Genomic DNA, 24,433 nt, shown 5'->3' with positions numbered 1-24,433 from the left:
CGGAGGCATTTATGGATCACGATTTTGCGATCATCGGCGCCGGTGCTGCGGGTATTGCGACAGCATGCCGGCTGGCGGCAGCTCGCCGTTCAGTGCTTTTGATCGAGGCCAGTGACCGTCCGGGCGGCCGTGCTCGAACTGGCAGGAATGCCACTGGATATGGGTTGCGGCTGGCTGCATTCAGCCGAGCGATAACCCGCTCGTGGCCATCGGGCGAGCAACCGGATTCACGATTGCAGAGGGACGGACGGCGTGGCAAAGGCAGTGGCGTAATCTTGGCTTCGCGCCGGAAGATAAGGTTGCAGCATCGGCGGCGTGAAATGCGCTGGAAAAGCGGATGCGAGACAATCCGGCCGTAAGTGATCGCGCGTCGGATTCATTGCCGTTGAACGGCGAATGGAACGCTTATTGCCAGTCAGTTAGCGGCTACATGAACGGCGCTCCGTTGGACCTCTTGTCGATCGCTGATTTCTTGGCTTATGGCGATGCCTCGACCGACAGCAATTGGCGAGTGCGCGAAGGCTATGGCAATCTTATCGCGGCGAACCTTCCGGACGTGCCGCTGAGGTTGTCGTCCTGCGTGGCGGCGGCCCTGTGGCCGGAACGGGTCGGCTGCCTCGTCTCCTATGCCGGGTACGACATCATTGATCTCACTGGGCAACGGCACCCGACGCCTCCCGCTCTGGAAAAGGTCTTCTGGTATCAGCACCTCTTCCAGACGGAGCGTGGCCGCGGATGCCTGTCGCAACATCGCCAGGACCTCTGCCGGATACTCTGGAGCGAGTGGTCTCCCGGCTGGCTGTTCGATGACCATACGTTTGCCCGGTCAGCCAACGCGTTCGAAAATCCTGACTTCGTGGATGTGGTGATCAGCTGCTATCGGCGCTCTTTCGGCCTTGAGGCCGGTGAAGCCGCATTGCAGGAGTTCGAAGCCCAGCTGGCCCAAAAGCATCGGATAACCGTGCCCACGATAACCATCGACGGCTCCAATGATCCTCTGAAGCCAGGAGGGACGTCGGACCACGCAAAGATGTTCGTGGGCTTTCACGAACACCGGGTCGCCGACGCGGCTCACAACGTGCCGCAGGAGCAGCCCGAGGATTTCGCTGACGCTGTCATCAACATCCACAAGCAAATGACTTGAGAGAAAGGGAGAATAAAGATGAGGATCACACTGGCCGATTTGTACCAAGGTTACATCGATTGCCTCAACTCCCAGGACTGGAACAATCTTGGAAACTATGTCGACACCGAGGTTGCCTATAACGGCGAGATGATTGGCCTTGATGCCTATCGACAGGCCCGCGAAAGGGAATTCCGCCAGATCCCTGACCTGCATTTCAAGGTAAGCATTCTGGTGTCCGATCAGAAAACGGTGGCGAGCCGCCTCGAATTTGACATCAGTCCGAGCGGTGAATTCCTGGGCCTTCCCGTCAACGGGAAACGCGTGAAGTTTTCCGAAAACGTCTTCTATGAATATGAAGGCGGTAAGATTGCCAGAGTATGGTCAGTGCTCGACAAAGCGACGATCGAGGCCCAAATCTCTTGATCCTAGTGCGAGGCCCCAGTGAGCGAGCGCCGGACGTGTTACGACGATGGTTAGCCGTCGCGCGGGGACGACACCTGCAAATCAGTCTTGATGGGCCAGGAGCAAATCGGCGGCTCCTTTTAAATCCGACACTTCCGCATAAGGCAGCCAGTCTGGATTGCCGGTTTCTCCCCGGCGATTCACCCAGATGCCCCGTAAGCCCAATTCGTGACGCGCTTTCATGTCCCAATACATACCCATCGCGACGTGCACGGTTTGGTCCGGTGTGACGTCCATCCTGCGATAGGCATACTCGAAGAATTGTCGCGATGGTTTATAGGCCTGCGCCTGTTCGGCGGTGATAATGTAGTCGAAGGGCACACCGATGCGCGCAACGGTGGGAGCGATGAGATCGTCGTCGGAGTTCGTGAAGATCGCCAGCTTGTAGCGCTCACGCAGCCGCCGCAGGACATCCGGCACTTCGGGATGCGGCCCCATATTCATTGGCGAAGACGCGATGCATTCGATCTCGTCCTCGCTAGGCGTTAGGCCGTGCTCGGCAAACGCGGCCGCGAAGCCGATGCGGAGGATGTCCTTATAGAGCCGGTGCGGCCGCTCCGCCGTTAGACGCCGTCCCTGCGCGGTGAAGCTGTCGAGGATCGACGACGCGTTTGCCTTACTGGAGTGCTTTGCAAGCGTCACCTCAATGCTGGAGGACCTCAAACCATTGCACGAGCGTGCCATAACAATCGAAGGTAATGGCCTTCGCTTTGGGCTCTAAGAAAGAACGCAGTTTGGACATCGAGCTAACCTGTTTTGAACTAACATACAAGAAGGCAAGTCATAGCCAATCTGTCGCGTCATTCGTCGAAGCGACTTGCGCAAAATGAAAGAGGGATGTCGAGCCCTTTCATCGTGTAAAGGCAAGGTTCGCTCGGCAAGCGCGATACTGTCGGTGGGCTCACATTGAATTGGACCTCAACCAGCACCTCGTTAGGGAAGCCTACTCTCTACCGTTGGAATGGCTGCAGACATAGCCGAGGGCCAGGATGGTCAGATCCGGGCACCACCCGTCCCGTCAAGCACAGTGGCCCAACCCGCTTGGGGGAGTTTCGGTGCTGGTTGGCTAGCCATTTTCAATGGTCAGGCGTCGGAACATGGTTCACGGTCGACTGGCATCGGTGAATGGAGTGAAACTTGCGTCGGTCGCCGTTGGACGCAACTGTATGATCCGTTCATTGCTGGACAGGCCGGGAAAACCGTCCGACATTGGCAATTAACCAAGATGTGAAGGAGCGGTCGATTGCGAAATGAGATGGAGGAATTCAGGCGAAACCGCGCCCTAAGAGAGTGGACGATTGACTTTGGATCGAGACCAATCGAGCGTAGCCGACATGTTTCGCGGTTTGTGGCCCAAACTCTCAGGGCACGGGGATTCAAGTTCCAAGTTTTTGATGATCGATTGAACGAATATCAATTGACGCACGACACCACGTTAGAAATTGATGAATTGCGAGTCAGTGTTAAATACCGCCAACCGGTATAGGCTTCCATTGCGAATTGTGGCGTGCATGGCACGCGCCGCAATTCCCAAGTGGGATGTGCCAGGCCTCATTTGCCAACTCGTTCAATTTCAAAGCCCGTTAGAAACCCTTCCTTTGAAAATGCCGATAATAGCGGATTTTGAGGCGATTCTAATTAGTGCCTAGAATCTACAATCACTGATCTGCAGCAAGAATGGGTATGTTTGAAAAGTCTGCTTTGCAGCAAAGCGGCAACTAGGATGGCATTGTAACTGTAACGTACTTCCGCGGCATTTGAGCGTGTTTTACCCTAGGGGATCTGGACGGAGGAGCGTGTGGATCGGGAGATACCTGCGCCTGCAAAAGGCTGCAGATGTGTCGAAGGGTAAACGGCTTGGACGATTCGGTTCGGAGGGCATGCAGGAGAAGGGGATGTAGTCCGAGTCTCGCATTTTGTCGGCTCTCGATAGGCTACAACAAGCTCATACAGAGAACTCGCGTTGAGAAGGAGCGTTCGTGCGATGGCCAGCAGCGCTGACAACAGATTGTTTCGCTTCACGCATCTGCGTGCCGCGAAATCTCAATTTCGCCGCCCCGCGCCCGGCGGGACGCCAGTCACCTCAGCGTCGACCGTACGTATGCCTGCGCCGCTATCCGCGAGGGTAAAGCGGTCCGCGACTATCAGCCAGCCGGTGTTCGATCCGGTGCGTGTGTCCAGAGATCTGGTGAGCGCCCAGCGCGAGTTCGAGAGGCTTGATCCGATCCGCGATCTTAACCTGTCAGTTGAGCGTGGCCTGTTCACGTTGCAGGCCAGCGCCATCAAGCGTTTGTCTTCAAGGACAAAGTCAACGCTGGAAACTCGGTGTGTCGCTGGCAGACACCCATATCGGCGATCTTGTCGCCGCGATCGATGACGCGCTGACGCCGCCTCAGCCAGAGGATACGCCCGGAGAACCACCGGCGCCGAGTACCCGTCCTGCCGAATTGAATGCGGTCGGCGTCGCCGATCTGCTGGTGGTAAAACAGCAAATCAAGCGCTATGAAGCTGGCGAAATCGCGCATATCGAAAACATTCTCGACGGTGAATCCAAACTCCGTACACATCGCCAGCTCAACCGAACCGAAGAAGTGATCAGCACGCTTAAGGAGCAGGAGCACGAAAAAGAGACGGAGCTGCAGACCACAGAGCGTTTCGAGCTCAACCGTAAACTACGCGGACCCAGCAAGCCGATCAGAAGGTCGGATTCGGACTATCACTCTCCGGCAATTCGCTGATGAGCGCCGACAAGATGCGGAGCTTTGGCAATCTGACTGTTAAGTGTTGAAAAGAATTGTCCACAGAACAAACCGATAGGTTGTTTATTTGCATATTCGAGCAAGAATTCCGTTCCTAGAGTTTCCCAACAGAATTACAGGGGCAAGATGAAAAAACATACTAGCCGGCGATCCTCTAACTAGACTTGCGTTTTCTGCTGCTGAAAACAAAGGAGTTTACGCGCTTCTTTTGGGCTCTGGGCTTTCACGCGCTGCGGAAATAACCGAGCAGTTCGGCAGGTAACAGCCTTGGAACGCGCCCCAGGCTGTCACGTACCGATGCCAACCCCATCAAGGTATTGGTAGCCCCGGGCTCAGGAGGAGAATGACACCGCCATATAAATGCTGGATAGCTCAATGCAGGCCGCCTGTAGTGGGTATCTTTCATCAAATTCGAGGGTCGGCACCCTATTGCCCGCCCTCGTTTTTTTCTCACGTCCAGCTATCTGTCTCGCTACTGCGAGGAATGCTCGACTGGCTTCCCGGACGGGAGCAGGCAATTGCAGCGGCCGTTGCGGCTCGTCGCATCGCCGCGGCGAGCGAAAGACCTCGATCGAGAGCCGACGAGGACGCCTACAAAACAGTCGCCAGCTGCGGTCGTATCCACAGCATGAATTCTCAATGCAGGTACCTCAATCGCCTCGCCATCGAGGAAATCGTCGGCGCCGTCAGCGCCGGTGAGGTCAGAGGCCGGAACCACGTCGTCTGTCACGGGGGGTGTCTCGTCATCCTCCTCGAGGTCGGATGGGGCGGAAGAGAAACGGCTCGCCCAGGCTCTGACCTCGGCAGCGTCTGGCGCGATCGCTGCGGCCGGCAGAACGGGCTACGCCTGTCCCCTCATTTTGTTCACTGAAGTAGAATTTGCTGTTGCACGATCCAATTAATTAGGTAAGTTACCTAATAAATTTTCTTTTAAAGGCGCATTCATGCTCGTCGGCATTGATATCGGTGGAACGAAGACGCAAATGATGGCGGCGAACGGCTTGGCGGCATCGGACCTATCGATGCCGACCGTAGAATGGCGGGGAAGGCAGAACGCCGAAGCCGACGCGGCCAAGCTCATTGCTGTGTTGATGAAGATGACTGCTGGCAAACAGCCCGAAGTTCTGGTTGCGGGTTCACATGGCTGCGATACCGACGAGGAATGCCGGGATTTTCAACAACGGCTTGCGCTAATCCTGCCGGCAACGGTGGTTCTGGTCCTCAACGATTCAGAACTGCTTCTGCCAGCGGCAGGCAAGGCTGTCGGTATCTCGGTGATCTGCGGCACAGGCTCCATCGCCGTTGCCCGGAGCGATGATAGGCGGATGATCGCCGCCGGCGGGTGGGGATGGTATCTCGGCGACGAAGGCAGCGCTGCCGGCCTGGTACGAGAGGCGGCACGCGCAGTGCGCAGGTCGCTCGATTATGGTGAACCCCTGGAGCGGCTGGGCCGCAGCCTGCTTCAGGCACTTGGCATCGACAATCCCGTTGACCTTGGACGCGCATTGGGCGATCAGGCAAGCGCAGCCAGGATTGGCAGTTTCGTACCGCTGGTCTTCGCGGCAGCCGATACCGGATCGGCGCTCGCCCTCGATGTCATAGCGCAAGGTGGCAAGGCGCTCGCAGCATTGGTCTCGCGCCTGATCGATCGCGGCGCACCGGGGAACGATATCGTTACGGGCGGCGGCGTAATCACGCGCCAGCCGCTTCTTTTTCAAGCGTTCCAGTCCGCACTCGGGACTGTCGCGCCAGACTGGAAATTGACGCTTCTGCGCGAACCGCCAGTGATCGGCGCCATGGCGCTCGCGCGGCAATTGCAGGCGGGAGAGCGCCCAGCCTATCTGCCGCTCCCCCACATTGCCGGCACTATCTCGAACGAAGGCGACTGGAGGGCGGCATGAGCGAACAAAGGATCATTCCTGCGCGGAACTGGGGCCAATGGGTGATCGCCATCATCCTCATCGTGATCGTTGGCCTTCTGCTTGCCATGGTCATCATGAGCCGCCACATCACATGGTCGGCGATCCCGCAATACCTCTTCGACGGAACGATTCTCGAAGGCATCAAGCTCACCATCCTTTTCACGGTGCTTTCGATGCTGATCAGCATCTTTGCGGGGGCGATCCTGGCGACGATGCGCCTCTCTCCAAACCCGATCGTCAGCGGCTTTGCCAGCCTCTACATCTGGTTCTTTCGCGGCACGCCGCTGCTCGTCCAAATCATCTTCTGGTTCAATATCCAGCTCTTCATCCCGAGCATCGAAATCGGCTCGATCCGTTTCGATACGAACTCGATCATCACCGCCTTTGTCGCCGCCTTGCTCGCCCTCAGCCTCAACGAGGCAGCCTACATGGCGGAGATCATGCGGGGCGGCTTGATGGCGGTCGACAGCGGCCAGCAGGAGGCGGCCAAAGCGCTGGGCTATAGACCGACCCAGGCCATGCTGCGCATCATCTTTCCGCAGGCGCTGCGGGTTATCATCCCGCCGATCGGTAACCAGACGATTTCGATGTTGAAGACGACCTCACTGGTTTCGGTGGTGGCGGCACAGGATCTCCTGACCCGCGCCCAGAACATCTACGCCAAGAACTTCCTCATCATCGAACTGCTGATCGTTGCCAGCATCTGGTACCTCGTGATGACGACGGTCGCTTCGAGCTTGCAATACGTGATCGAACGCCGGCTCGGCCGGTCCACCAGCGACGCACCCATGGCCTGGCGTGCTGCTTTGCGCCTGCTTCGCGCCGAACGGAGCAACGGATGACCCAACCAGCACTCACGGGCAACGGCGTCGCCATGGTCGAAGCGCTCGATGTTCGCAAATCATTTGGCGCGCATGAGGTTCTCAAAGGGATCAACCTGACGATCGGCAAGGGAGAAGTCGTCTGCCTGCTTGGCCCGTCAGGGAGCGGCAAATCAACCTTCCTGCGCTGTATCAACCACCTTGAGCGCATGACCGGTGGGCGTATTCTCGTTGACGGCCAGTTGATCGGCTACAACGAGCGGCATGGCCTTCTCTACGAGATGAGCGGCAAGGAGCTCGCCCGCCAGCGCCAGGATATCGGCATGGTGTTCCAGCGGTTCAATCTCTTCGCGCATCATGACGTGCTCAACAATATCTCGCAGGCACCGATGCTGATCCGCGGGCAATCGCGCGAACGCGCCTTGGCGAGGGCCAGGGAGTTGCTGAAACTCGTCGATCTTGAGGGACGGGAGAACTCCTATCCCTATCAGCTTTCCGGCGGTCAGCAGCAGCGGGTTGCCATTGCCCGCGCGCTTGCCATGAACCCGAAACTGATGCTGTTCGACGAACCCACCTCGGCGCTCGATCCGGAACTCGTCGGCGAAGTGCTTGCAGTCATGCGCAAGCTTGCAGCCGACGGCATGACGATGCTCGTCGTCACGCATGAACTTGCCTTCGCACGGGAGGTCGCCGACCGCGTGATTTTCATGGATCAGGGCGTGGTCGTCGAGGAAGGCCCGGCGCGGCAGGTCATCGACGCGCCCCAGCATGAGCGAACCAAGACATTTCTCAGACGAATGCACTGACCGGGCCGGCAATCATTTGTCTGAAGGCCGCACGTCTTTCACGTGCATCAAGAAAAGGGGAATGCCATGAATACCAGATTGTTGAAACTGTCTCTTGCCACCCTCGCCGTCCTGATGGCGGGCACGGCAGGCTTCGCCGCCGGCACCGACGAGAAGCTGCACGACATGCTTCCGGAGAAAATCAAGACCGCGGGCGAGATCAAGGTCGGAACCGAACCGCAAACGCCGCCTTATGATTTTTATGGCGAGGATAACAAGACCATCATCGGACTGGAGCGCGAGCTGCGCGACGAGATGGGCACGCGTCTTGGCGTAAAATTCACGGACATGCCGGCGCAGTTCGCCAGCATCATTCCGGGCATACAGGCCGGCCGCTTCGACATCGGCATGTCGGCTTTCGGCGATTTCGCCGAGCGCGAAAAGATCGTCGACATCGTCAACTACATGCTTGAAGGCACCAGCATCATCGTGCTCGAAGGCAACCCGAAGAACATCCACAAGTTGAAGGATGCCTGCGGTCTGAATGCGGGCGCTGTCCAAGGCTCGATTCCGCTCGAACTTCTCGACAAGCAAAAAGGCCTCTGCCCGGCGGACAAGCCGCTCAACGTCATGCAGTTCCCCTCCAACGACCAGATCAAGATCGCGCTGCAGAGCGGACGCGTCGACCTTTCCATGGATACGACGGGGGTTGCTGCATATAGTTTGAAGCATCAGCCGGAAGGGAACAGGAAGATCGAACTTGTTCCCGGTGCGCAATATGCCGTCGGATATCAGGCAGTCCTCGTGGCCAAGGAAAACAACCAGCTGCGGGATGCTTTGGCCGCCACGCTGCAGGCAATGATCGACGACGGCTCCTACGGCAAGATATTTGACAAATGGGGGCTTGGCGAAAACAAGCTCGACAAGATCACCATCAACGACGCTGCCCGCTTTGCCGACTATCTGAAGCTGGACTAACACGCACTTCCCCCAGGCCGGAGGGCGAAGAGTCTTCCGGCTATAATTTCCATCAGCATACGGAATAAAAAATGACCGACAGAGTCCCCTACCGCCAGGCGATCGCGCTGCAGCCCGCCGCTCTTAAAGCTTGCCTGGAGAGCGTATCCAAGACGTTGGATACGATCGATCTTGTTCCGCTAAAATCGGGAACGATCGTACTTGCAGGCATTGGTGCCAGTCTCTACGCCGCCGTTGTCGCGGCGGCACAGATGCGCAATCAAGGCATACGCGCCTTTGCACTTGCGGCGACGGATTTGTATGACCCATCCAATCAAGCGGGCGATGGCTATATTGCCTTTTCCGCCTCCGGCCGCAGTATCGAGACGGCGAAGGCCATGGAAGTGCGCGTGGACAAGCCGACCTACGGTATCGCAACGGCGCGAGGAACGCCGCTCTCCAAAGTCGTTCGCCACATGATACCGACAAATAGCGGCATCGATAGCGGTCCGAACACCACGAGCTATCTTGGCTCGTTGCTGACAGCGGCATTGCTTGCAGACGAGGCGGGGCGCCCGTCGGGTACCGACTGGACGGCTCTGCCTTCGGCCGCAAAGTCGGTTCTCGAAACGGTCAAACCGCAGGTCGAGAAGGCTGCGAAGATGCTCGGCGACCGCAAGGCCATCGACTGCGTCGGCGCGGGCTGCGCCTATGGTACGGCGGGGTATATATCGCTGCTGATCCGCGAGGCGGCCCGTATTTCAGCCCAGGATTGGGACACGCTGAATTTTCTGCATGGCCCGATGGAACCGAACGACAAGGATAGTGGTGTCATCCTTTTTGGCAATGGCCGCGAAGTTCAGCTGGCCAAAGATCTTGCTGGCTTTGCTATTCCGGCCGTGCTGATCACAAGCCGCAGTGACGTGAAAGATGCTGACAATCTCGTCGTCATCAACGTACCCGCTTTCAGCCCCGGTATTGGCGATGCCATCTTGCAGGCAATTGCGGGGCAGCTGATAATCGCCACGCTGTCCGAGGATGCGGGGCTCCCCGTCTGCAACTTTCGTTACCGCCAGGCGGATACCAAGCTTGCAGTTGCCTGACCGTCTTATTGGCGAGAAGGTTCCGCCATAGGCCCGCGATAAAGGAAGGCAGTGCTGCTGTCTTCCCCAAGCAAACCGGCCATGGCGAAATCAACGCCCACACGCATCGCACCAAGCACCGTCGCCTGGTTGGAAAGTTCGCTGACCCTGATTTCCACCGGCCAGCAAAGCTCCCTCACGACCTTGTCGACACCTTCCAACAGGATCGCATTCTGTCCGACGCCGCCGCCGAGCACAACCAGCTCGGGATCGAGCATACTGACGCAGGCGGCGACCAGACTGCCAACGTCGTTGGCATGGCTTTCGATGCATTGCCGTGCATAGTCAGAGGTTCCGGCGCGAGAAAACAGTTCAGCGGTCGAAACGGGTGGTTCACCGTCGGATGTCGGCCAATTCTCCTTGCATCGCTGCAGGAGCTGCACCGAACCGAGGTAAGTTTCGACGTGCTGGAAGCGGGGCTTTTCCGTTTCGGACCAGGGGAAAGGCAAATGCCCCACCTCGCCGGCACCGCCTCGGAATCCACGAAACAGCTTGCCGCCCAGGACTATCCCCACACCGACCTTGACGCCGATCTGCAGATATATGGCAAAGGAATGATGCTTGGCCGCGCCCTCGTGATACTCGGCTAGCGCTGCGCAATTGACATTGTTCTCAACCACAATCGGGACATTGTAAGCGTCCTGCAGCCTCTGCAGCGTCTGCGCAAATTCATAGCGTGCCGGAAGCCGATCGAGTGTCTGCGAAATGATATTGGGCAGAGCAATTGCAATAACCCTCAGCGGCCGCTGGCGTTTACCGCATTGTGACAGGAGAGATTGGATAGTCGCTTCGATCGCCCGGAACCGTTCCACAGCATTGTCGTCAGCAACTCCCACCGGCTGCTGCAACTCGGCAAAATTCTGGCCATCGAGCTTCGAAGCCATCGCATGGATCCGGGTCGTGCCGCAATCGACGCCGATTGCAAAGCCGGCGCCTGCGCCAAGTCCATACGTCACCGCAGTGCGGCCGACCGCTCCCTTGGCAACACCATTGGAGGCCACAAGACCATAGGTTTCAAGCTCGCCTACGGCGGCGGACATCGTTGGTTTGGAAAAGGCCAGCGCTGTACTCAGCTGAGGCCTTGTCATCGGGCCTGAACGGGCGATCATTCTCAGGACAGACCGCGCGCTGTCGGTCAGTTGCGGATCCATGCGGGCAGGTAGCTTTTTCAAAAGATGTCGGTTCACAAAGTCGTTCCGGGATGATTCCGCAGCGTCTGCGAAACGGCATGATTCATTTGGAAAGGTACTTTACGATAACTTTGACGGATATAGAAGGCTTAACGCGCGCGAGAAATCTGGACTTGTGCCAGAGCGCAGCAATTGAGTCGCCGGGTTACTTAAGACAATCCGCCTGAGCACCAGAGCGAAGGCTGCAAAAGCGGTCCCGACCGGGTCATTATACGATCCTCGAAGCGAAAATCGACAATGATTGTGGAAGCGAACTTTCATCACGGTTTCCCTATGTCCTTCAGGATATGGTTAGGTAGTTTGTGCAAAGCCCTTTCAGCCCCGCGCGCCCTCAGCCCGATCGAAACGCGCTTTAGGTAGTGAAACATCGGTTTTCTCCATTCGTCAGGAATTGTGGCGCCAAGGAATGCGTGCAACCCGCTCGAAGCGCCGTTCTGTTCATTGCTTACTGGTTGGATGACGCTGCTTTGCGTCGACTACGCGAGGCAACGACTGGAGGTCGCCAGGCGACCGCTGCGGAAATCGGATCGTTCCGAAGGATGAGCGTGTCGGCCACCGGATAGAATTCGTCCCCCGGGATGCCCAAGGCGCTTGGCGTGATCCGGCGGCGCTTCGTCCTAGCCGGACCTCGCACTGCTCCTCATCGCCCGCTACGGCAGCGGCGAGGAGGCAATCCGTACTTCCAGGTCTACCTCTATCACTGGCTCCGCGATGGACAGCTCCCCTACGCCACTATGGCTGTCAATGTCATTCATGCCGACGCGCTTATTCTCAAGTGCCAGCACTGGCTTGCGGAGAATTATGAGTGCGCGGATCTCCTCACCGAGGTGGCGCGCATTTCGGGTTTGCCCAAGCGCACATTCCACCGCTAGTTCAAGGTGGCCACCAGTTACTCGCCGCTTACCTATGTCCAGGCACTCCGCATCGAGGAGGCCAAGCATATGCTAGAGACCAGTTCCACCACCGTGAATGCTGTCGTCCGCGAGGTAGGCTACGAGGACGCCTCCTCGTTCAGCCGCCTGTTCCGACGCCTGACAGGCATCTTGTCCGGTGACGCCGCCAGCGCTTTAGACTTCCCGACTGAATTAGGTCAAGTTCGCAAGAAGTGCGACTTTGGAGTCGAATGTTGATGGGATCAGAGGCGGGCTGACAGACCGTCAGTGACGGCATGCATTCACGGGTTTGCCCCTACAGTCTTGAGCCTGTCGAGTGCGGGGGCCAGACCTTTCAGCGAGATCGACAACACCACTTCTTTCCTGTCCATGCCCTGCACCTTGACGCGCAGCGCCGTACCGGTGCGAAGCTCCGCAACCGTCCTGGCGTCGAAGCTGACAGGCACGAGACAGCCGGCAGGCAGGCAGGTAGAGAACTTGAGGGGTTCGCGCTGTGGTGCGTCGTCGATCTGGAGTGTGGCGCCGGTCTCGAGCAGCAGACCAAAAGGAAGAACCAGATTGCCGGCAACGGCGTCATCGTCGCCCTTGCGCAATTCAACCGCCAGTATCCGCTGGCCATTCTGCTGCGTCTGTTGCTGCGAGATGGCGCAGGCTACGGTGGGGGTGCCCTGGCAGCCGAGGCTCCAGTCCTGATAGGTCTCCTGGAGCGACGAGGCGCCGCCGGGCAGTGTCGACCCTGCCTCCTGGGTCAACGCCGGGATGGTGAGGGTGGCTAGAGCCACAGCTCCCGCTGCAGCCACCTGGGGCAAATGGGGTATGCGCAAACGAATGACCTTTCTGTAAAAACTGCGGCAATCCTCTCGTGCTGTCGCATGAGGGCGTGCCGGACCATGCGACTGGATAGCGATGTTGGAGTCGGTCGGCAAGCCTGGATCCTCATGTCAACAGAGTCACTTTCCCCCTACCACTTGACGCTGAACCCGAGCTTGGCGCGGATGGAGTTGTTGTCGGCCATATCCTCAAAGCTGCCGCGGGCTATGGCCTCGCCATAGACGGAGTATCGGCCATCGGCCCAGTTCAGCGACCCGCCGAGCCCAAGTCCGCCCCACAGGGCCTGGTTCTGGCTGACAAGACTCAATCCGGACACATCGACATCGGATCCGTCGAGGAAGTCGTAGTAGAGATTGGCGATGCCATAGACATGCGAGCGGCTCACCTGCCCTGCCGCATCTGCCCATTGGCTCTCGTAGTCCGCGGACAGGCCGAGGCGTCCGATCAGGCTGTCGCTGTTGCCGAGCGCCACGACGGCACCATAGGGGTCAGTGAAATCGTCAAAATCAACAGCGGAATAGGCGAGCTGGGCCTGCGGCGTCAGCGACCAATTGCCGTCAAGCGCGATCTTCTGGCCCGCCTCCATGCTCAGCGCATAACCGAAACCGTCATTGCCCTTGGCAAGCGTGCTGCCGAGTGTGGCCGACCGGATGTCACTGTCATACCAGGTCGCCTCGGCCTGGGCGTCGATATAAAAGCCGTTGTTGCCGTACCATGTCAGCGTACCGCCGAACCCATAGCCGGTGGCGTCGATCGAGCCATTGCCGAAGAGCGATGACACGTCCGAGGAGACCGTTCCGTAATGGGCGGTGAGCCCTCCGATCAGCATGCCGGCCCCGCCTTCATGCAGCATCCCGTCAAGGCCGGCCTGCAGCTTCCAGGTGGTCACGTCGTAGGCAGTTGCAGTCGTAGAGACATCCGGATCGAGCTGGCTGTGCGCGGCCTGGATGCGGGCCCAGATGGCCTTGCCGTCAACCGGCCCCTGGCCTGGAAGGTCCGCCCCTTGCGGTGTAGCGCCCTCACCCCAGGATCTGTTGCCGACACGCTGCTGCAGCGTACCGAGTTCATTGAAGCTCTGCAGGACGCCTGCATACGCCTCATAAAGCGGCACGCCGGGTGCATAGAGGGGCTGCGGCGCGGGATTGTCGGGACTGAGATAGGTGGAACGCAAATACCAGTCGCCGTCATTGGGCGTGCTGACGCCGTTCTTGTAGAGCCGGTAAGCATAGGCACCACCCACCATGGCCTGCTCACCGTCAAAGACATAGTCGCCTGCCAGCGAAAAGCTGCCGTTCGAGGCACCCCCGACATTGATGATCTTGATGCCTTCATTGGTTTGCCCGCCGCCGCCGCCATCATTGATCACCTTAACGGTGCTCGTGCCGGCGGTATTGCCGGTGACGACGAGCCGATCGGTCGGCGATGCATCCCCGCCGAGTCGGCTCTCGATTTCCAGTGTGCCGCCGCTGCCAGCATAGTCGCCGGCGACCGTCAGGGTGCCGATCGAATTGCCGGGCGCCACCGTACCACCGGCAAAGTTGTTGGTATCGCAAACGGTGCCCGTGCCGTGCAGGCGGCCACCCGAGCGAACATCAACGTCGCCGCACAGACTGCCGTTGACCGCGAGAGTGCCATCATCAATCGAGGTGACACCCGCAAAACCCGAGCCGCCCGAGGCAAGCACCAGCTTGCCAGCGCCGGACTTGACGAAGCTTCCGCTGCCGGAGAGCCTGCCGTCGAGGGTGAGTGTGGTTGCATCATCGGTGAGGAAGGTCCCCTGCCCCAGCAAATCGATGTTGCGGCTGGAGGTGAAGCTTGCCGTCGTCTGCAGCGTGCCGCCGTTGAAGCTCAGGGCACCGGCCGCATCGCCGAGATTGGCGTCGGCCGACACTTGCAGCGTACCGCTATTGATCGCGGTGCCGCCGCTATAGCTGTTGGCGCCGCTCAGCACGAGCGTGCCGAGATCGGTCTTGACGAGTTGAGTGTTACCGCTGAGCTGCGCGGCGATGGTCGCCGTGATGCCCGCTCCAGCCGCCGTTCCGTCGCCAACGCGGATGGTCGATGTCGCACCGCCATCAAGCGCGATGGAACCGCCCCGGATGAGATAGCCGTCGGTCATGAATTGCAGGCCCGAAGCCGTCACCTGGCCAAGAGCGTTGTCGACCGTTACCCTACCGGCGGTCCCTGCGAAGATGGCAAAGGAACCGTCCGAGAAGGGAGCATTGATGATGCCCGCCGCGTCGGCCCAATTGTCGTTGCCGGCAGCATTCTGCCAGACGCCGTCGCCGCCATTGACGAGGCCGTCGAACTTCGGACCGGCAGCGCCGTCCCAGTAGTTCATGGTCAGCCCTTGCGCATTGACGAGGTTCACCTGGTTGGCGATTGCCGTCTGAATAAAGTAGTTCGTCGAAGGAATACTCCCGACCGAGAGGCCGTTGTTGGTCAGTGCGCCATTGTAGCTGAACACGCGGTAGACGCCGGGGCCGAAGGTGCCGCCTGATGAAACGGACACGTTGAGCGTGCCATCAAGAACGAGGTTGCCGCCAACGGTGGTCAGATCGTTGAGCGTGCCGCCAGGAACATTCGCCTCGCCGAAGCTGTAATTGAGGATCGAGCCGCTGGTCAGCGCGAGGTTGCCGCCGATGGCGAGCGTGCCGGGTGTGCCGTCGGCGGAACCGGGCGACAACGTTGCCCCGTCGGCAACCGCGACGTCACCGCCGATGACGCCGTTACCGCCAAGGGCAGCGCCGGTTTGCACCGAAACAGGCCCGCTTGCCCCGCTCTGGTCACCATCGACATAGAGCCCGCCCGCACTGACCGTCGCTTGGCCAGTGTAGGTGTTGTTGCCGGACAGGATCAGTGCGGCGCTGCCCGTCTTGGTGAAGCCGCCCGTGCCGCCGACCAAACCGGACAGCGTCAGATCGGCATCGGTGTCGAAGATACCGCCGCCGGCTTCGAGGGTCACGCTGCGCGTCGAAGCAAAAGCGGCTGTATTGTGCAGTGTGCCGCCGTCAAGGCTGAGCCCGCCGGCCGCGTTACCAAGGTTGGCGTTAGTCGAGATCTGCAGCGTGCCCGCGTTGAGGCGGGTGCCACCGGTATAGGTGTTGGCGCCCGTCAGCACCAGCGTGCCAAGGTCGGACTTCACAAGCTGCGAGCTGCTCTGGAGCACGGATCCAATGGTTGCCACATAGGCTGCACCGGGCAACGTCCCGTCGCCGACGCGGATGGTCGACTGCGGCCCGGTCAGGGTGATGTTGTCACCCTCGATGAGATAGCCGCCGGTGGCGAACTGCATGCCGGAGGCCTGCACCTGGCCATTGCTGTTGTCGACCTCGACCGTTCCAGCGGCGCCCGCAAAGATCGGAAAACTGCCATTGGAGAAGGCCGCGTTGATGTCGCCGGTCTCATCGGTCCAGTTGTCGTCGCCGTTGGCGCGCCAGATGCCATTGCCGCCATCGACCGCAGAATTGTCATTCGGTCCGCCATCCCCGTCCCAGAAGTTGAGCGTCATGGCGCTGATGTCGACCAGGTTCACCTGGCCGTCGATCGAGGTCTGCACCACGTAATTGGGAGAGCTCTCCGCAAGCCCCAGATTGGTCAGTGTCCCGTCATAGCTGATCACGCGGTAGATGCCCGGTCCGAAATTGCCGCCGGCCGTCTCGGCAACATTCAGCTGCCCGTCGAGCACAAGATCGCCATGAACGACGGTCAGGTCATTATAGGCCCCGCCGGCGACGCCCGCCTGGCCGAAATTGTAATTGAGTGTTGCCAGTGCCCCGAGCGCCAGGTCGCCATTGATCGTCAGCGTCCCCGGCGCCGACCCGAGGTCGCCCGGGTTCAGCGCGCCGTTGTCAAGCACGGCAACATTGCCGCCGACCGTGCCCGTGCCGCCAAGCACCCCGCCGGCCCCGACCGTGGTTGTGCCTGTCGCGGCCGACTGATCGCCGTCGATGATGAGCGTGCCCTCGCGGACGTCGGTGGTGCCACCGTAGCTGTTGTCGGCCGTCAGGATTGTGGTGCCGCTGCCGATCTGCTCGACACTGCCGGAGCCTGAGATCAGCCCGGCGAATGTGTGGCCATTGTTGCGGTTGAAGGCGAGCGTGCCATCATTGAGTACATTGCCCGTGATGGAGCCCAAGGCGCCGCCATTGCCGAGCTGTAGCGTGCCGGCGGAAATCGTCGTGCCGCCAGCATAGGTGTTTGTATTTGTGAGCGTCAGCGCACCGCCGCCGTCCTTGGTGAGCGCGCCGGCGCCCACCACGACGTTTGCCAGCATCAGCGCTGTACCATTGTCCGTGTCGAAGGTTCCACCGCCGGCATTGAGCGTTACGTTCCGCGCAGCGGTAAAGGTGGCGGTGCTGTGCAGCGTGCCGCCATTGAAGGTGAGCCCGCCGCCCGCATTGCCCAGATTGGCGTCAGCCGAGACCTCGACCGTGCCGGCGTCGACGACAGTACCGCCAGCATAAGTATTGGCGCCGGAAAGCTCCAGCGTGCCCGCACCGGTCTTGGTCAGCACGCCCGTGCCGCCGACCACACCGTTAAGAGTGAGTGCGTCCAGCGTCTCGAAGCTGCCGCCGCCGGCGTTGAGCGTAACGGCGCGTCCCGACGTGACCGCCAGAGTGTTGCGCAGCGTGCTGCCATTCAGGCTGAGCGCCCCGCCGGCCGCGCCCAGATTGGCGTCGGCCGAGACCTGGAGTGTACCGCCATTGATGGCAGTGCCGGCGGTGTATGTGTTCGTCCCGGACAGCACCAGCGTGCCCAGGTCCATCTTCACAAGCTGGGTGGCGCCGGAAAGGGCGGACGCGATGGTGGCCACATAGCCGGCGCCTGCCCCGGTGCCGTCGCCGACGCGGATGACCGACTGGAGACCGGCCTGCGTGCTGTCGTCGACCAGTTCGACGCCGTCGCCATTCACCACATAGCCGTTGCTGGCGAACTGCATGCCGAGTGCCTGTACCGCCCCGTTGGCATCGTCGACGGTCACCGTGCCCGCTGAGGCCTGGAAGATGGCGAAACTGGCATTGGCGAAGGGCGCTGCGAACACGCCGGTGCTGTCGGTCCAGTTCTGGTCGCCGGTGGCACGCCAGGTGCCGTTACCACCATTGACGATGCTGTTGGAATGCGGCCCGGCATCGCCGTCCCAATAACTGAGCGTCAGGCCGGCTGAATTGACCAGGTTGACCTGGTTGGCGACCGAAGTCTGGACGAAATAGTCGGATGAGGCAACGTTGAGCCCGTTATTGGTTAGCGCGCCGCCGTAGTTCATGATGCGGTAGAGGCCCGGGCCGAATGTGCCCCCGGACGTCTGCGTGATAGCAAGCGTGCCGTCGAGCGTCAGATTGCCGCCGACAGTGATCAGATCATTGAACGCGCCTCCGGCGACATTCGCCTGGCCGAAATTGTAATTGAGAGCCGAATTGTTGTTAAGCGCCAGAGCGCCGTTGATCGTCAGGGTCCCGGCGGCACTGCCGGCGTCGCCAGGATTGATGGCCCCGCCGTCGGCCACCGTGACGCTGCCACCGATCGTGCCGATGCCGCCGAGCGCGGCACCGCTGGCGACACTGGTCTGGCCAGTGGCGCCCGACTGGTTGCCGTTGACAAGCAGCGTGCCGGCATTGACGCTGGTCGCGCCGGTGTAGCTGTTGGTGCCGGTGAGCGTCGTCACCCCGGTGCCCAGCTTGTTGATCACGCCGCTGCCCGAGATCGCGCCGGCAAAAGTGTAGGCGTTGTCGAGGTTGAAGGCGAGCGCGGCGTTGTTCGCCACGGTTGGTGTCGTCAGTGCGCCGACAGTCGCGCCGTTGCCGACCTGCAGCGTGCCGGCCTGGATCGTCGTGCCGGCGCTGTAGCTGTGATTGCCCGTCAGAATCAGTGCGCCCGCGCCCTGCTTGTTCAGGCTCTCGAAGCTGGTGACAGTGGCGCCATTGAGGGTGCGGCCCGCGGCGGTGTTGACCTGCAGCGTGTCGCCGGTTCCGCTCTCGCCGCCAATGCCGGCATCGACGCCGACGCCGCTCAATACGGCGGTATCATTGAGCATCAACGTATCGTTGCCGATGCCCAGATTGAGGGCGGCGAGACCTGTGGCTAGCGTACCGCTCACATTGACGACATCGTTGCCGCCGCCGAGGTCGCCATTGGCCCGCAACGTGCCGCCCGCATTGACGTTGATCGTGCTCGCACCGGCATCGCCGGTGATCGTCGAAGGCGTGGCGCCGGGTGCCTGCACGATGCCGTTCACGGTCAGCGTGCCGACACCGTTCATGGCGATGGTCGCCGTGGTAAGCGCGCCATTCACTTGCAGCGTGCCAGCGCCGATGCTGGTCGCGCCGATGGCGTTGCCGGCCGAGGTGAGCACGGTTGTTCCGGTGCCGACCTGTGCAATGCTGCCTGGGCCGCTGAGCGTTCCCGTGAAGTTGAAGGTGTCGCTGCGGTTGAACGACAGTGTCGAGGTCGGGGCATTGACGATCACGTTGCCGGCCCCGGCATTGCCTGACGTGCCGCCATTGCCGATCATCAGATTGCCGTTGTTGATGACGGTGTTGCCGGTGAAGGTGTTGTTGCCCGTCAGCACCCAGGTGCCGCTGTCATTCTTGGCCAGCGTGGTGATGCCAGTCCCTGCATTGCCGATCGATCCGGCGAGCGTGTTGTTGCCTGTGTTGGTGCCACCAAGCGCGATCGTGCGCGCCTGGTTGGTCCCAGCCAGAGTCACTGGTCCCGTGTCGGTGAACACGACTGCGCCCGTACCCGAGGATTCGATAAAGGTAACGCCCGATGACAGGGTGAAGAGGCGGTTGGTCGTGTCTCCCGCGCCGGTGTAGCGCAGCGTCGAGCCATTGCCGATCACCAGATTGGACGCCGCAGCCGACGACGCGCCGATGCTGCTCGCGGCGCCGCCATTGGCCAGCTTGTCAACCCCGAGCACACCGCCGTTAATCGTGGTGACGCCGGTATAAGTGCTTGCAGGGTTCTTCAGCACCCAGGTGCCCGTGCCGGTCTTGGTGAGCGCTGTGACGCCGCCGGCCGGGTCGTCAAGCCTGGCTGAAAGTGTGTTGTCGCCGATGTTGGAGCCCGCAAGCGTCAGGGTGCGGCTGCCGCTCCCGGTCAGCGCGACCGGCGCCGTGCTGGTGAAATTTATAGCGCCGGGGCCGGAGGCATCCAGGCCGCCGCCACTGGCGCCCAACGTGAACTGTCGATCGGTACTGCCGCCCGCGCCGACATATTGTAGCGTACCGCCGTTGAGCACGAGATTGCCCGCGCCAGAAGTGGAAGCGCCGATCGAACTGTTGGTGCCGCCGTTGGTGAGGCAGACGACCTGCAGCCAGCCGGATGTAACCGTAGTGCTGCCGGTGTAGCCGCTGTTGCAGCCCGCGAGCACCTGGGCTGCCCCTGGGCCGCCCGACTTCAAGACGCTTCCAGCACCGTCGATCGTTCCGGAATAATTCAGGTTGCTGCCGTTGGTGATCGTCAGCGTCGCGCCGCCCAACAACACATGGCCCGCGCCCGCAACAAGGCTCTGAAGATTCAATACGCTATTGTTGTTACCCGCGAGATCCAACGTTGCGTCTGCGCTGTTGAACGCCATGCCGCTGCTTCCGAAGGCACTGGCGGAACCTGCACGTAACGTGCCGGCGTCGACGACGGTACCAAGGCTATAGTTGTTCGTGCCGGAGAGGATGAGTGTACCAGGGCCAAACTTCCTAAGTCGACCCGCACCGGTGACCTGACCGGTGAACCCAAGCGTCGTCGTGCCGGATGACACGTTGATGCCACCGTCACCGCCGGCAAGGGTGAAGCCGCGGTTGGTCGTGACATTGGTTCCCGTATAGGCCAGGGTCCCGCCGGTAAGGACGAGATTGGACGAAGCGCTGCCGGACGCACCGATGCCGCTTGCAAGGCCTCCATTGGCAAGACAGTTCACGCTTAGCGTGCCGCCTCCATTTACGGTAGTGGCGCCCGTGTAGCTGTTGTTGCAGCCTGTGATCGTCTGGGTGCCGCCACCCATCCGGGTGAAACCGCCGCTGCCGCTTATCGTGCCGGTGAAGGTGCCATTGACACCGCCCGAGGTGAGCGTCGCCGAACCCAGAATGACATTGCCGCCGCCGCTGAGCGCCCCGACCGTGTTGGCGAAACCGGCCAGATCCAGCGTCGCGCCGGCGTTGACGGTCATCAGCGCGGTCTGGCTGCCGAAAGCCTGAACGGAACCGGCGCGCAGCGTACCGGCGCTGATCGTCGTACCGCCAGTATAGGAATTGGAACCAGACAGCACGAGCGTGCCGGCGCCTTCCTTGATCAGTCCTCCCGCACCGGTCGCGACGCCGCTGAGCGTCAGCGCGGCGGCGGGGGCGCTCACGTCGATCCGGCCACCGCCAGCTCCCAGCGTGAAGCCGCGATCGCTGCTGACCGTTCCGCCGGTATATTGCAGGCCGCCGGTGTTCTGGAGCACAAGATTTGCCGAATCCGCCGACGAAGCGCCGATGCCACTCGCCACGCCGCCGTTCGCCAAGGTGTTGACCGACAAGGTACCGGCCGACACGGTCGTGACGCCCGTATAGGTGTTCGCGGCGTTCGCCAGCGTCAACGTGCCGGCACCTGACTTGGTCAGGCTGGCATCGTCCGGACCGACCACTACGCCGCCGAAGGACAGGTTGGCGGCGCCGCTGGTAACCTGGATTGTCCGCGACGGGCCGCCGTTCACCAGCGTGAAGCCGCGATCGGTCGTCCCGGCGCCAAGGCCGGTATATTCGAGGGTTCCGCTTTCGATCACCAGATTGGACGAAGCAGCTGAGGACGCGCCGATGCTGCTCGCCACGCCGCCATTGGCGACGCTGTTGATGGCGAGCGTGCCGCCGCTGAGCGTCGTGCCCCCCGCATAGCTGTTGACACCGGTCAGTGCGACCCGGCCGGCACCGCCCTTGATGAAGCTGGTTCCACCATTGTCGATGATCGTCGACGCGATCGTGAAGGTGCCTGTGCCCGTGCCGTTGTGGAGGACACCGAACGCGCCGCCGCCGGTACTGCCGGTGATCGAACCGCCGGTGATCGTCTGGCTGGCGTTACCGACATCGGAAGCGACGATAATCGTTCCGTCCACACCAAGCGTATTGCCGGCACCAATGGTGACCGTGGAGTTGGCTGCCGCGGTATATTTGAGGCCGCCGAGCTGAACGTTGCCGGTGACTGTGTTGAAATAAGGAGAGTTGGCCGCCCCGCCTGCATCACTGACGACGTCGCCCGTCAGCCAGGTGCTCACATCGTCCTTGTTCGCATAGGCAGTGAAGGCAGTAATGAGGCCGCCGCTGACCTGCGCATAATCGGTACCATTGACCGTCGCCCAGCCGAGCGCCCCGTCGCCGTTGGAAGTGGTGATGGTGCCGCTGGCGGGCAGCGTGAAGTCCAGCAGACCGCTCGTGCGCGTCAGCGCGCCGAGATTCAGCGTCATGCTGCCGCCCGCGCCGGAGGTCGCGATGATCCGGTTGTTGCCTGCGGTGACATTCAGGCCGTTAAAGGTCTGACTGTTCGCCACGCCCGCCGCGCCGGTGAGGGTAAGCGTTCCGCCGGCCATGTTGAGCGTTGACGCGCCCGCGATGATGTCGCTGGCCGGTGCCCCTGGGGCGGCGAAGTTCAGCGCCAGCGCGCCGCCATTGATCGTCGTGTTGCCGGTGTAAGTGCTTTGCCCGGTGAGGGTCAGAGTGCTCGTGCCGCGCTTGACGATGCCGCCGGCGCCAGTGAGGCTGCCGGCATAGGTCGTGCTGGTGGGGCCGTTGACGGTTAGATCGCCAGTGCCGGTCAATGCGACGCTGCCGCCGGTTCCGGCGAGTGACGTGACGGTGATATCGTTATTGTTGAGGTCCAGGATACCGCCATTGACGGTTACTGCATTTGGCGCACCGAACGCCTCATTGCTGCCGGCCTGCAAGGTACCCGATGCAACGGTGGTCGACCCGACATAGGTATTGGCGCCGGTGAGCAGCCAGACGTTCCCCGCGCCGCCGTTCATTGCGAGATTGCCAGCACCGGAGATCACGCCCGAAAGCGTGTTGGTGCCTGCGAAGCTACCGCCAAGCGTGAAGGTGTCGCCCGGGTTTGCGGGATTGAATACGGCCGCGCCGGTAAGGGCCAGCGCGCCGGTCCCGTCGTTGAGAATGCTGCTGGCGCCGTTGAGGAACAGTGCGCGATTGGTGCTGCTCCCGGTGCCGGTATAGGACAGGGTGCCGCGGTCGAGCGAGATAGTGGCGACGCCGGCACCCGTTCCCAGCGAGCTGGCGATACCTTGATCCGCCAGCGTGCTCGCCCTTACCGTCACGGTCTGAATCGTCGCGGCACCGCCAAAGGTATTGGCGCCAGCGAGGGTGATGGTGCGGCTTGTACCGCCACCCATGAATATGAACGGTCGGTTTGCAAGGTTGCTGCTGATGACGCCCAGCAGCTCCAGGTCTGCGGTCTGCGCGTCCAGAATCACCGATGGCGTAAATCCGCCCCCCGCGCCTATGTCTCCGGTTACCGTCAGCGTGCCGGTGCCCTGATTTCTCAGAGCGGAGGAGAAGGTGCCAGGCGCCATGCTCCAGCCGCGGTTGGAGGTGTTGCCGCTACCAACATAGATGGCGGAGGCGTCGCGGACGAAGACAGCACCGTTGGCCGCCGTGGTCGCCGCGCCCAGGGCGCTCGCCTCGCCCAGATTGCGGATCGAAGTGAAGTACAGGTTGTAGCCAGTAGTGCCTACCGCCCCAGTGAAATCGTTGGTGTCGTCGCTCAGTCCAGTCTGCGCGTTCAGGGTAAAGCCGCCGGTCCCGGTGAGGTGGGCCGAGCCGACGCCCCCGCCAATGCTGGAGGAGCCGGAGAGCAAAGTGACAACGCGGCTGCTGGCCAGCGCGCCGGTGCTCCGCAAAGCCGCGCCTGCCGACAAGGCGATGCCATTGCTCGCGGCACCAAGCGCCGAATCACCGCTGACGATCAAGGACCCCGTGGTCACATTGACGCCACCGCTGAAGGTGTTGGCACTGGTAAGGGTAAGGGTGCCGGCGCCCGCCTTGGTCAGTCCCGCATTCCCGGCCAGGATCGAATTGACCGTGGCGGTGCCATTGGTGGTGATCGTCGGTGTGGCGCCTCCGAGCGTCAGGCTGCTACCAGAGAGTGTGTAGGTTGTGCTGGCATCAAAGGTCAGGCTGTGGGCAGTGATCGGCACGCCCAGGTTCACCGTGCCGGCGGTGGTCCCGCCAAAGAAGGCGTCGTCCAGTGCGTCGTTGCTCCAGGCGCTGTAGGGGCCGCTGACGCCGTCCCCGTTGGGGCTCCAGAACGACGAGCTTGTGTCCCATGTGCCCGTACCGCCGCGATTGGCTGCGGTGCCGTTAGAATCCCAATATCTGTCGGCACCACTCGCCGAACTTGCAGCAAGAGCCAGAAGCAGCGTCGCGCCGAGGACGCGTCCCACTGAAGCTCGTGTCGCTGTCGAAACGCAATGGGCGACATTGGGCGCAAAGCTCGCCGCCTCGCCCTTCCATTTGGTCATACGGCCGCCCTGCAACATGCGTGTACGGAGGATATACCTGGA

Annotated in this window: 14 protein-coding genes and 1 pseudogene; 10 read left to right on the top strand and 5 right to left on the bottom strand. The window is 61.1% G+C overall.

Annotation, left to right across the window (positions count from 1 at the left end; translation table 11 throughout):
* Positions 1-11: 11 nt before the first annotated feature.
* Positions 12-583: pseudogene (locus J2X72_RS22105) on the top strand (FAD-dependent oxidoreductase); the annotation flags it as partial.
* Between the two features lie 579 nt (positions 584-1,162).
* Entirely contained in the window at positions 1,163-1,549 is a 387-nt protein-coding gene (locus J2X72_RS22100) for an ester cyclase (protein WP_310075502.1), read from the top strand.
* Positions 1,550-1,630: 81 nt separating this feature from the next.
* Here J2X72_RS22100 and J2X72_RS22095 read toward each other — a convergent pair whose 3' ends face one another.
* Positions 1,631-2,230, bottom strand: coding sequence for an HAD-IA family hydrolase (locus J2X72_RS22095; protein WP_310075500.1), 600 nt, complete (start codon positions 2,228-2,230; stop codon positions 1,631-1,633).
* Positions 2,231-3,915: 1,685 nt separating this feature from the next.
* Here J2X72_RS22095 and J2X72_RS22090 point away from each other — a divergent pair.
* Positions 3,916-4,326 (top strand): hypothetical protein, encoded by a 411-nt coding sequence (locus J2X72_RS22090; protein ID WP_310075498.1) that lies wholly within the window; start codon positions 3,916-3,918, stop codon positions 4,324-4,326.
* Positions 4,327-4,819: 493 nt separating this feature from the next.
* On the opposite strand, the gene J2X72_RS22085 is transcribed toward J2X72_RS22090, so the two are convergent.
* Positions 4,820-5,077: a PfkB family carbohydrate kinase gene (locus J2X72_RS22085; RefSeq protein WP_310075496.1), complete on the bottom strand. Its 258-nt coding sequence runs from the start codon at positions 5,075-5,077 to the stop codon at positions 4,820-4,822.
* A 214-nt stretch (positions 5,078-5,291) separates the two neighbouring features.
* Here J2X72_RS22085 and J2X72_RS22080 point away from each other — a divergent pair, with 214 nt between their 5' ends.
* The 5 genes from J2X72_RS22080 (at position 5,292) to J2X72_RS22060 (ending at position 9,935) form a co-directional block, all read left to right on the top strand.
* On the top strand, positions 5,292-6,248 hold the full coding sequence (locus tag J2X72_RS22080; RefSeq protein ID WP_310075494.1) for a BadF/BadG/BcrA/BcrD ATPase family protein: 957 nt from the start codon (positions 5,292-5,294) through the stop codon (positions 6,246-6,248).
* Positions 6,245-7,111 (top strand): amino acid ABC transporter permease, encoded by an 867-nt coding sequence (locus J2X72_RS22075; protein ID WP_310075491.1) that lies wholly within the window; start codon positions 6,245-6,247, stop codon positions 7,109-7,111. The genes J2X72_RS22080 and J2X72_RS22075 overlap by 4 nt, the downstream gene beginning before the upstream one ends.
* A complete protein-coding gene (locus J2X72_RS22070) occupies positions 7,108-7,896 on the top strand; it encodes an amino acid ABC transporter ATP-binding protein (RefSeq protein WP_310075489.1) in 789 nt (262 codons plus the stop codon). Before J2X72_RS22075 ends, J2X72_RS22070 begins: the two co-directional genes overlap by 4 nt.
* Positions 7,897-7,962: 66 nt before the next feature.
* Positions 7,963-8,853, top strand: a complete 891-nt coding sequence (locus J2X72_RS22065; RefSeq protein WP_210003905.1) for an ABC transporter substrate-binding protein — start codon at positions 7,963-7,965, stop codon at positions 8,851-8,853.
* A 71-nt stretch (positions 8,854-8,924) separates the two neighbouring features.
* Positions 8,925-9,935 (top strand): phosphosugar isomerase, encoded by a 1,011-nt coding sequence (locus J2X72_RS22060; protein WP_310075486.1) that lies wholly within the window; start codon positions 8,925-8,927, stop codon positions 9,933-9,935.
* 5 nt (positions 9,936-9,940) lie between these two features.
* Here the strand turns inward: J2X72_RS22060 and J2X72_RS22055 are convergent, their stop codons facing one another.
* The gene (locus J2X72_RS22055) at positions 9,941-11,161 is read right to left on the bottom strand and encodes an ROK family transcriptional regulator (RefSeq protein WP_210003907.1); all 1,221 of its coding nucleotides are present in this window, start codon (positions 11,159-11,161) and stop codon (positions 9,941-9,943) included.
* A 581-nt stretch (positions 11,162-11,742) separates the two neighbouring features.
* On the opposite strand from J2X72_RS22055, the gene J2X72_RS22050 reads away from it, so the two are divergent.
* Together J2X72_RS22050 and J2X72_RS22045 are read left to right on the top strand one after the other, a co-directional pair.
* Positions 11,743-12,036: a hypothetical protein gene (locus tag J2X72_RS22050; RefSeq protein WP_310075484.1), complete on the top strand. Its 294-nt coding sequence runs from the start codon at positions 11,743-11,745 to the stop codon at positions 12,034-12,036.
* Between the two features lie 6 nt (positions 12,037-12,042).
* Positions 12,043-12,294 (top strand): helix-turn-helix domain-containing protein, encoded by a 252-nt coding sequence (locus J2X72_RS22045; protein ID WP_310075482.1) that lies wholly within the window; start codon positions 12,043-12,045, stop codon positions 12,292-12,294.
* A 44-nt stretch (positions 12,295-12,338) separates the two neighbouring features.
* On the opposite strand, the gene J2X72_RS22040 is transcribed toward J2X72_RS22045, so the two are convergent.
* Both J2X72_RS22040 and J2X72_RS22035 read right to left on the bottom strand, forming a co-directional pair.
* A complete protein-coding gene (locus tag J2X72_RS22040) occupies positions 12,339-12,983 on the bottom strand; it encodes an invasion associated locus B family protein (RefSeq protein WP_310075480.1) in 645 nt (214 codons plus the stop codon).
* Between the two features lie 35 nt (positions 12,984-13,018).
* A complete protein-coding gene (locus J2X72_RS22035) occupies positions 13,019-24,409 on the bottom strand; it encodes an autotransporter-associated beta strand repeat-containing protein (protein ID WP_405044760.1) in 11,391 nt (3,796 codons plus the stop codon).
* Positions 24,410-24,433 lie beyond the last annotated feature (24 nt).

It is taken from the genome of Phyllobacterium sp. 1468 (genome assembly GCF_031455525.1).
Classification (GTDB): domain Bacteria; phylum Pseudomonadota; class Alphaproteobacteria; order Rhizobiales; family Rhizobiaceae; genus Phyllobacterium.
This window is presented reverse-complemented; position numbering and strand designations above follow the sequence as displayed.